The sequence below is a fragment of the Streptomyces regalis genome (assembly GCF_001509475.1).
GTDB lineage: Bacteria > Actinomycetota > Actinomycetes > Streptomycetales > Streptomycetaceae > Streptomyces > Streptomyces regalis.
The window spans coordinates 1-377 of the sequence record NZ_LLZG01000255.1; the positions used below are offsets into that span (position 1 = coordinate 1).

Consider the following 377-nt stretch of genomic DNA (forward strand, 5'->3'; position numbering starts at 1 on the left):
CGACGGCGGCGGTGCCGAAGCTGATCGCGGAGACGTTGGAGGCGCAGAGCGCGGACATCGACACCGTCTCCGGTGCGACGATCACCAGTGACGGCTACAGGGAGTCCCTCCAGGCCGCGATCGACGCGAACACGGAGTCCGCCTCTTCCTCCGCCGCCTCGCAGTCGCAGACGGTCGACGGCTCGACCTTGCAGACCGAGAAGGGCCCCGTGCAGGTCCAGGTGACCTTCGAGGGCTCCAAGATAGCGTCGGTGAAGATGCTGCAGCAGCCGAACCATCCGCAGACGACGGCGGCGGTGCCGAAGCTGATCGCGGAGACGTTGGAGGCGCAGAGCGCGGACATCGACACCGTCTCCGGTGCGACGATCACCAGTGAC

General features: G+C 67.4%; 1 protein-coding gene. It reads left to right on the forward strand.

Translation table 11 applies throughout. The features are described from left to right. A partial coding sequence (locus ADL12_RS25145) for an FMN-binding protein (RefSeq protein WP_208614616.1) occupies positions 1-377 on the forward strand: 377 nt, incomplete at both ends.